Source organism: Moorena bouillonii PNG, from assembly GCF_001942495.1.
GTDB lineage: Bacteria > Cyanobacteriota > Cyanobacteriia > Cyanobacteriales > Coleofasciculaceae > Moorena > Moorena bouillonii.
In genome coordinates, this window is sequence record NZ_MKZS01000001.1 from 5,333,762 (window position 1) to 5,342,265 (window position 8,504).

At 44.0% G+C, this 8,504-nt stretch carries 7 protein-coding genes; 4 read left to right on the plus strand and 3 right to left on the minus strand.

Annotation, left to right across the window (positions count from 1 at the left end; translation table 11 throughout):
* On the minus strand, positions 1-443 hold a 443-nt coding region (locus BJP37_RS21700; RefSeq protein WP_198954140.1), incomplete at its 3' end, for a pentapeptide repeat-containing protein.
* A gap of 88 nt (positions 444-531) precedes the next feature.
* Complete coding sequence (locus tag BJP37_RS21705) at positions 532-1,710, minus strand: RNA-guided endonuclease InsQ/TnpB family protein (RefSeq protein ID WP_075901888.1); 1,179 nt, start codon at positions 1,708-1,710, stop codon at positions 532-534.
* 974 nt (positions 1,711-2,684) lie between these two features.
* Between BJP37_RS21705 and BJP37_RS21710 the strand changes: the two genes are divergently transcribed.
* The 3 genes from BJP37_RS21710 to BJP37_RS21720 all read left to right on the plus strand — a co-directional run bounded on the left by BJP37_RS21710 (position 2,685) and on the right by BJP37_RS21720 (position 6,738).
* Positions 2,685-2,957, plus strand: coding sequence for a hypothetical protein (locus BJP37_RS21710; protein WP_075901890.1), 273 nt, complete (start codon positions 2,685-2,687; stop codon positions 2,955-2,957).
* A gap of 226 nt (positions 2,958-3,183) precedes the next feature.
* On the plus strand, positions 3,184-5,178 hold the full coding sequence (locus tag BJP37_RS41425) for an ABC transporter substrate-binding protein (protein ID WP_075901892.1): 1,995 nt from the start codon (positions 3,184-3,186) through the stop codon (positions 5,176-5,178).
* Positions 5,179-5,454: 276 nt separating this feature from the next.
* A complete protein-coding gene (locus BJP37_RS21720) occupies positions 5,455-6,738 on the plus strand; it encodes a pentapeptide repeat-containing protein (RefSeq protein WP_075901894.1) in 1,284 nt (427 codons plus the stop codon).
* A 67-nt stretch (positions 6,739-6,805) separates the two neighbouring features.
* Here the strand turns inward: BJP37_RS21720 and BJP37_RS37125 are convergent, their stop codons facing one another.
* Entirely contained in the window at positions 6,806-7,030 is a 225-nt protein-coding gene (locus tag BJP37_RS37125) for a hypothetical protein (RefSeq protein WP_143727733.1), read from the minus strand.
* 147 nt (positions 7,031-7,177) lie between these two features.
* Between BJP37_RS37125 and BJP37_RS21725 the strand changes: the two genes are divergently transcribed.
* The gene (locus tag BJP37_RS21725) at positions 7,178-8,128 is read left to right on the plus strand and encodes a glycosyltransferase family 2 protein (protein ID WP_075901896.1); all 951 of its coding nucleotides are present in this window, start codon (positions 7,178-7,180) and stop codon (positions 8,126-8,128) included.
* The last annotated feature ends 376 nt before the right edge of the window (positions 8,129-8,504 follow it).

Below are 8,504 nucleotides of genomic sequence, written 5' to 3' on the forward strand. Positions count from 1 at the left end.
ATTTTCATGATCTCACCAAGAGCAAAAATGTTCAAGTTATTTTTACATAAAGCCTTAGCTTTGCAAAGGTCAGACTTGTAGAGGTTAGTCTCAATTAGGTTAGCGCCGCTGAGGTTAGCCTCGATCAGGTTAGCCTTGTAGAGGTTAGCAGAGCGGAGCTTAGCTTTGCAAAGGTTAGCCTGGTTAAGGTTAGCCTTGATCAGGTTAGATAAACAGAGGTTAGCCTCAAGGAGATTAGCCTCGCTGAGGTTAGCCCCTCTTAGGTTAGCTACATTGAGGTCAGCTTTGATCAGGTTAACCCGCCTGAGATCAGCCCTACTGAGGTCAGCCCCTCTGAGGTTAGCCTCACTCAGATCAGGCTCTAGGTTAGGATTCTCCCTCCGCCACTGATTCCAGGCATCTATCCCTCGTTTGAGCACAGCCAAATGCTCTTTGTCTGCCATGATGCAATTCGATCCCACAATACAAAAAAACGCCAACAATAGGGCAGCTTGACGCTCCCCACGGCACTGATGCCCGGGGATTCCAGTTTCACAGACATTTCTTGCCTCGGCAGGTCTTGCGACCAACTGAAGTAGAGGAAACATCTCCACTGGCGTTACTTTCCGGACGCCCTCCGGTAGTGCTTACACGAGAGAGAATTACTTTGGCTGCATTTACATCTCGTTGTTCGACGTAACCACAGTGTGGACAAGAATGGGTACGAGTACTCAGGCTTTTCTGTACTCTGACACCGCAATTACTGCACTCTTGACTCGTATAGTGGGGTGGTACAGCAATTATTTCACGTCCAAACTTTACACCAAAGTGTTCTAGCCACTGGCGAAAGTTGTACCAAGAAGCATCACTGATACTTTTGGCTAGCTTGTGGTTTCTCACTAACCCGCTTATATTTAAGTCTTCCAAGACGATCTTAGCGTTAGCTAGACATAAGTTGCGTGCCAATCTCTTGGCATGTTCATTCCTCTGTCTTGTTACTCTTAAATGTTTGCGAGAATAGATACCACGAGCCTTATTTCTGCCAGATGACCCCTTCTTTTTTTTGTAAATTTTACCCTGAGAACGCTTGATGTCTTTTTCGGCTTTTCTTAAGAATTTTGGATTTTCTTCATGATTACCATTACTGTCCGAATAAAAATACTCAAGTCCAACATCGATTCCAACTTCTGTGTTAGTCTCTGGCGCAGGTCGGGAGTTTTCAATCTTAACGCAAAACTGAACATAATAACCATCAGAACGCTTAACGATACGTACTCGTTTGATCAGTTTTAGATCGAAAGTATGAATATCCCACTTACCTAAAAGTTTTACCTCGCCAATACCTTTATTATCGGTAAACTTGATTCGTCTTTTGGTTGGGTGTAACTTCCATCCTGACTGTTTATACTCAACAGAGCGACTATGCTTTTTGAACCTTGGGTAACCCTTCTTACCTGGCTTACCTTTCTGGCAATTATCATAGAACCGATTAATCGCTCGTTCTACATTCTCCACAGATGCTTGACAAGCATGACTGTTTAAATCTTTTACAAACTTGAATTCATCTCTGATCTGAGTGTTGTAACGGTAAAGCTCTTTCTTGCCAACACCTTTATTATCGATCCAGTACCGTAAGACTTTGTTTCGGACAAACCGTGATGTCCGAATCGCTTCATCTATAGCTACTTTCTGGCTTTTCTTGACTACGGCTTTATATTCCATGACAAGCACTCTCGATCACCTCCCGTTGTCCTTGCTGCTTCCTTGGTGTATACCCCAAATCCCAAGTTGTCAACCCCACCTGTTAACCTATGGTAAGTCTTACGGGGAATAAATTCCCCACGGGCTGACTCCATAAAATATAATTTAGGGGGTCAGCCCTCCAATATTTCGGTCATCGTTTCTTCCTGCTTCATCCTAGTCGTGTCAGCACTATCCAGTCCACAGGTATTAAGGTCTGAATATATTTGTCTATACGGATGCTATTGGCACCCTTATATCTAACACCATACCCAGTTATCCCCAATCCTTCCGGAAATTTTTTAGATGAACTACCACAACTTGCGATCGCGTTACTAAGAGCGGGAGTCCTAAGTAGTGCTTCCTTCTGACCAAAGCGCGAGAGCTATGTTATGGTTTTAGCTGATCTGACAAGTTTTTTTCCTGACAGCATTTATGGTAGTTAAAATTTCATAATACTAACTAATTATTAGTGGCACAATTATGCTGAATTATAGCATTTATAAAATAGGTGAGGTACATAAGTTTGGGATTTTAGGGAACAGCGGATCTGGGAACAGCGGATCTGGGAGCCTAGAATAGGGAGTAGGGAACAGGGAAGAGACAATCGGTAATATCAAAAAATTGTACCTCATCAAGATTATTATCTAGCATTTTTTTTTATTTGTGAACATACTGCCTTAGGGAAAGGCAAGAGGCAAGATTTAATCAAGTAAATAGAAATTTTGGCTAGTTTTAAAAACCTGTAATAATTGTTTAACTTTAATTTATAAAAACTAGGGTATATCCAAAATAATATAGCATTATATCAATAACTTAATTTTTTTAAAAAAAATAATATCAGAACTTATAAAAATCAATTTCAGTCCTAAAAAAAAATATGAGTGTTCCCTGTTCCCTGTTCCCTGTTCCCTGTTCCCTTTGCTAAAGATTATAATTGAACTACTAATAACCAAGATTTTCTGATGGCTGATATCACACTAGGAGATTTAATCACATTAATTTTCCGAGAGATCACTGACACATTGGAACAAACAAGTGATCGGGCTGCTGAACCATTGAAGTTACAGGTCACTGATGTGGATGTTGAAATTCCTGCCCATCTACGGCTGCAAACTGACCCCCAGTCTTTAGCAGAAAAGTCAAGTAGAGTGATAGTGACAATGCCATCAGCTCGTGAAACACAACCAGTTGGTAGTAATGGTCGTATCCGAATCACTATCACTACTGATACCTAGTTGCATTCAAACAGAGCAGATTGGTTGGATAGGGAGATAGGGAGATAGGGAGATAGGGAGATAGGGAGATTGGCGGAAGAGAAAGTTGTACGTTTGACCGCAACTTGGTATGAAGACAAAAGGTAAAGGCTAAACTATTGCATGTACAACAGTTCTGAATTGGTTACGGTACTTCGCGCTTGGGGTTAATGGGAGTAGGGAAGTCAGAAGAGGGAACTTGGGATCGATGAGTAATGATGAGTCAGTAACAGAGGATAACCAAGAATGGCAGCTGGCAGAATTGGTGGATGCGATCGCATCGGAAATTGACCATGCGGCAGATACTCTGTCCCTCAAATCCTATGCTCGTGGTAAGTCTTTGGCTATCAAACAGCTAAACCTGGATTTGGAAGTAACAGTGCGCCGTGGTCGAGATGGGGAAATTTGGTTTCGGACGGTTGTTGATCCCAAGGAAAATGCTGCTACTGTTCTCAAATTGGATTTTACCCAAGTACTACAGAGTCAGTTGGATGGGTTACGTAAGCCTCTAGACCGACCAGTAGATAACCGTCCTCTGGCTACGTTACCAGATATTACTGATGCTGAGATCAAACAACTAAATGCGATCGCAATTTACTCCGTTGATGACCTAGAGCGCTACACCCAAACCCCAGCAATGATTGCCGAAGTTAGCCGCAAAACTGATATTCCCGACGCACGGATTCGGATGTGGCGACAACTCCCATTTTTGAATGAGGTCAAACCAGCCAAATCCCCACCGGGGAGTAGTGTGGTGATTGAAGGGGGTAATTTCGGTTCTGTGCCTTCACCCGATGCTCTAGTGTTGTTTCAGGGTCAGCCAGCTAAAATCATCAGTTGGAGTGAGTCCCGCCTGAGTGTGATTATGCCCCAAGTCAGGGGTGTTGGTGTCCTATTTGCTGTGATTGATGGTCAAACTACCAATACTCTTCCGTGGGAAGCCACTACCATTGATTTATTGGTGCGTGACATTATCCTAAATCCTCCATTACCAGTAGCAGGGGATTTAATTACATTAGAAGCAGATCTAATTAATCAAGGAAGTAGCCCTTCCGGTTCTTTCCAAGTTGAGTGGACTATCAACAATCTATCTGACCTTAGTCCCCATGGCACCTTACAACCGAATCAGCGATCGCAAGACAGCAGCATTCGTCATCAACTGAGGTTCAAGGCTGGCTTCCATATGATCCGCTTCACGGCTGATCCACAACAACAACTCCCCGATATCAACCCAAGCAACAGCACCTTTACCAAAAAGATTTGGGTCAAATCGCGCCAAGAGCTTACCATTGCTGATTTTCGTCCGATTAAGACCCTTGACCCTTTGCTTAACCCAACCCTAGGACCAGCGGATGTATTGAGTCTGGTGTTCCGGGGTTTATGTCGTTTTAATTCCTTACGTGGGTTGCTGGTTCCAGATCTTGCTGTCAAGTGGAAGCTAGAAACTGTAGACAAGATCACTAAAATCCTTTATTTCCAGCTTCATGACAACCTACGTTTCCACGATGGCACTCCTCTAACGGTTGCTGATGTTGAGTTCACTTATCAGGTACTACGGAAAATTGACTCACCCTGGCGCAAACTGGTTTTGACAAGCATCAGGGATATCAAAGTCGTAGATCAAAAAACCATTGCGTTTACATTACAGTCTGCCCCCCAAAGGTTACCCTCTCAATTCCATCGCCTCAGGGCAATTGATTCAATTGAGCCTGTAACCAAACCTCCGATTCATCCCCAACTTTTAACCGTGGGAATTGTACCGCGCCATGGTTATGGTACAAAACACTTTGGGATAAAGCCGATTGGCACTGGACCATTCCAAGTTGAGACCTTCGGTTCTAGTGGCATCCAGTTGAGTGCTTTTCCAGACTATTGGCAAGGCACACCAAGATTTGATCAAATTGTCATTCCCGTCATCTGTGATCACAACCAGCTGCTCGATATGGTGCTAAGCCATAAGGTCAGTGCAGCAGTAATACCCTACTCAAAAGACCTGGCCAAGACCTTGAGGGAAAACCAAGAATTGACTGTCGTGCCTCTTACCCAATCTCAGCCACAGTTACTACAAGTACAATCGACTAGGATTCAGGAACGGATGCCCAACCGTTTCAATACAAACTGGAATGCTCATCTGTGGTATAGCACTTCTGAATCGGGTGAGGTACAAAGTTTTGGGTTGGAGGGAGTCGGGAGTCGGGATTAGGGAATCGGGAATCGGGAGTCGGGAGTAGCAATGCAGTGCGCTCTTGGGAACCCAGATAACTATGAGAAACGCTATATAAGGTTAAGGGTTATTATCGCTCCTGCTTGGATTTATATAACGTACAAAATCAAAAGCCCACAAGTCAAGTCTACCGGATTTCACTTTAAAATTTGCTAATCTGTTGAGGTGCAAATAAGCTAAAAAACGATCAGAGTGTCCAAGAGCTGTATTATTTTGAATGTTGCTTTAGCTTGAGCTTATTTTGATGGGAATGCCATGACTAACTTGCCTGAGCCTCTGCCACCCAATCAGCCTGAACATAGTAACAACGGTACCGCCAAGAACTCAGCCAATGGTAATTCACCACCATCTCCTCCCCAAACTCAAGAGGAGCAACATTTATCTACCCTGCCGTTGTCAAACCTGCCCAATAAACCAACGATTGGATCAGTTAGTCCTGCCAATCGCTCCCTAAGCCTAATTATTCTCAGTGCGATCGCTATCATGATTTTTGGGGTAGTGATTGATAACCTCTGGATTGGGATATCCGGATCTACTGTGGCGCTGTTGGTTTCATTGCCAGTAATTTTACCGGTTCTCAAACAATGGCTTACTGATTTGTTGCCACCACCACAAAGAATCAAAGTTATTGCCTCGATCGGAGTGGTAGCAGCAATAAGTGGCTTACTGAACTTTGTTGGTGTTTACCAAAACATCAGCAATTGGTTAGTTCAGATTAAATGGGATGAATTTGGGTCATGGGCTGAATGGGTAGGTGCTTTGGGACAGATTTTGATTGCTGTCCTAGCAGTATTCATTGCTTGGCGACAATATGTCATTTCCAAAGACCTGACCATCCAGCAAAATATGATTACCCAGCAGCAAACCATTGATGCTTACTTTCAGGGAGTTTCAGATCTAGCCTTAGATGATCAGGGATTGCTAGAAGATTGGCCCCAGGAGAGGGCATTTTGCGAAGGAAGAACCGCTGCTATTCTCAGTAGTGTGGATGCCTATGGGAAAGCTAAAGTACTCAGATTTTTGTCCCAAGCCCGTTTACTGACTCCCCTCAGACGGGATAATCATTTAGGACGCCCCATGTTGGATGGGTATGGAGGATACCAAGAAGACCGAGTTTATGGTATAAGGGTTATTGACCTGAATGTAATGTTAGCTGGATCAGACCTGAGTTATACAGATTTGCGTTGGACAGAACTCGCCGAAGCTAATATGGTCAGAGCGAATCTCAGCTTCTGTGACTTAGTGCAAGCGAATCTATCCCGCACTGTTTTATATGAAGCCAACCTCACTGGTGCTGACCTCAAGGGAGTCCGCCTATTTTATGGTTCAGTAGAAACTGCCAGTCCCCGCAGTCGTACCCATCCCCCTGACTATCCCACTGGAGCTTACACCGGTGCAGTAGTCGAAAATGTTAACTTCACCGGTGTCCAGCGGATGGATGAAAAGCAGCACTACTACAGCTGTGCTTGGTGCGGTGAAAAGTCAAGAAAAACAATCCCGGGTGGTTGTCAGGGAATTCCTAATAAATTAGGGCGCTAGAAGGTCGTTAAGGTTGAAGGTTGAAGGTTGTTAAGGTTGAAGGTTGTTAAGGTTGAAGGTTTAAGGTTTAAGGTTGTGAAGGTTTAAGGTTGAAGGTTGTTAAGGTTGAAGGTTGAAGGTTGTTAAGGTTTAAGGTTGTGAAGGTTGAAGGTTGAAGGTTTAAGGTTGAAGGTTGTGAAGGTTTAAGGTTGAAGGTTGAAGGTTGTGAAGGTTGTGAAGGTTTAAGGTTGAAGGTTGTGAAGGTTGAAGGTTGTGAAGGTTGAAGGTTTAAGGTTTTATAGAAAATCTGCAACTTGCCACCTTAAACCAACGAACCGGCAACCTGTAACTTACCACCTGTAACTTACCACCTGTAACCTTCAACCTTCAACCTTCAACCTTCAACTTTCAACCTGCAACCTGTAACCTCTAACTTTAAACCTGCAACCTTCAACAAACGATGAACCCAACCTATTCCCTGGTTATTCCTGTATATAACGAGGAAAACAGTATTTCAGAACTGTACCGACGCATCAGTACAGTAATGGATCAGTTAGGGGAGGTGGAGTTAATTCTAGTGAATGATGGCAGTTGCGATCGCTCTCTAGAGCTGATGCGAGACCTTCATCAAAAAGACCCAAGGGTATGTTACCTAAGTCTTTCCCGTAACTTTGGTCATCAAATTGCTGTCACTGCCGGTCTAAATTTTGTGCGGGGTCAAGGGATTATTGTCCTAGATGCTGATTTACAAGACCCACCAGAGATCATCCCAGTGCTAGTGGAAAAATGGCAGCAGGGTTATCAAATTGTTTATGCTCAGCGCACTCAGAGACGTCGTGAAAGTTGGTTAAAGCGCTTTCCGGCTTACCTATTTTATCGTTTACTGCGCCGTCTAGCCAATGTCGAGATTCCCTTAGATACGGGGGACTTTTGTTTAATGGATCGACGGGTGGTTGATGTACTCAATGCCATGCCAGAACGCAACCGTTACGTGCGGGGATTGCGTTCTTGGGTAGGGTTGCGGCAAACCTCTGTTTCCTATGTACGTGACCCCCGCTTTGCTGGTGAGATCAAGTACACCATTCGTAAATCCCTAGCCCTAGCAGTAGATGCACTGGTTTCTTTTTCTAAAGTGCCATTGCGAATCGCTACTTATCTGGGATTATTAGCAACAGCGATCGCGCTATTGATGGCAGGGTTAGTGCTTTACTGGCGGATTTTTGAACCGAATTCTCCTGTGACTGGGTTTGCCACCATTATGATTGCAATTTTCTTTTTGGGAGCAGTACAGTTAGTATCTATTGGTATTTTGGGGGAATATGTAGGACGGATTTATGAAGAAGTTAAAGGAAGACCATTGTATGTTTTATCAGAAGTGAGGGGGTTTGGGTCGGAAGGACTATCAAAGTAAGCTATCAGCGAATGCGCTACTTGAGATGCTACTTGAGGTGCTATCATGCTTCAAATAAACGAGCTTTGTGGCACAGGCTTCGACGCTGTGAAATAACTCAGATTAAACTAATGCTTACCCAGGGCTATTTTATTCTAAATAGACTTCTTGCAGAACTAGGGAAAAGCGGATCACCGGAACAGCATATCACTGGAAAAGTGGAGAAGAATTGACGCAAAGCGATGTAGAGGTCCGACCCGTGGCGAATTTAATTACGGGTCAAGCGCACCATTACGGTCTTGGGGGGGCAGCGCCGCCAAAGGGGGTTCCCACGGGGCTTACAGCGATGCAGAGGTGCGACCCGTGGCGAATTTAATTCTTAATGCGGAAAACGCAC

Excerpts from the sequence above, each read along its gene's own strand:
- BJP37_RS21710 (WP_075901890.1), top strand. The coding sequence starts at position 2,685 with ATGGCTGATATCACACTAGGAGATTTAATCACATTAATTTTCCGAGAG.
- BJP37_RS41425 (WP_075901892.1), top strand. The coding sequence starts at position 3,184 with ATGAGTAATGATGAGTCAGTAACAGAGGATAACCAAGAATGGCAGCTG.
- BJP37_RS21720 (WP_075901894.1), top strand. The coding sequence starts at position 5,455 with ATGACTAACTTGCCTGAGCCTCTGCCACCCAATCAGCCTGAACATAGT.
- BJP37_RS21725 (WP_075901896.1), top strand. The coding sequence starts at position 7,178 with ATGAACCCAACCTATTCCCTGGTTATTCCTGTATATAACGAGGAAAAC.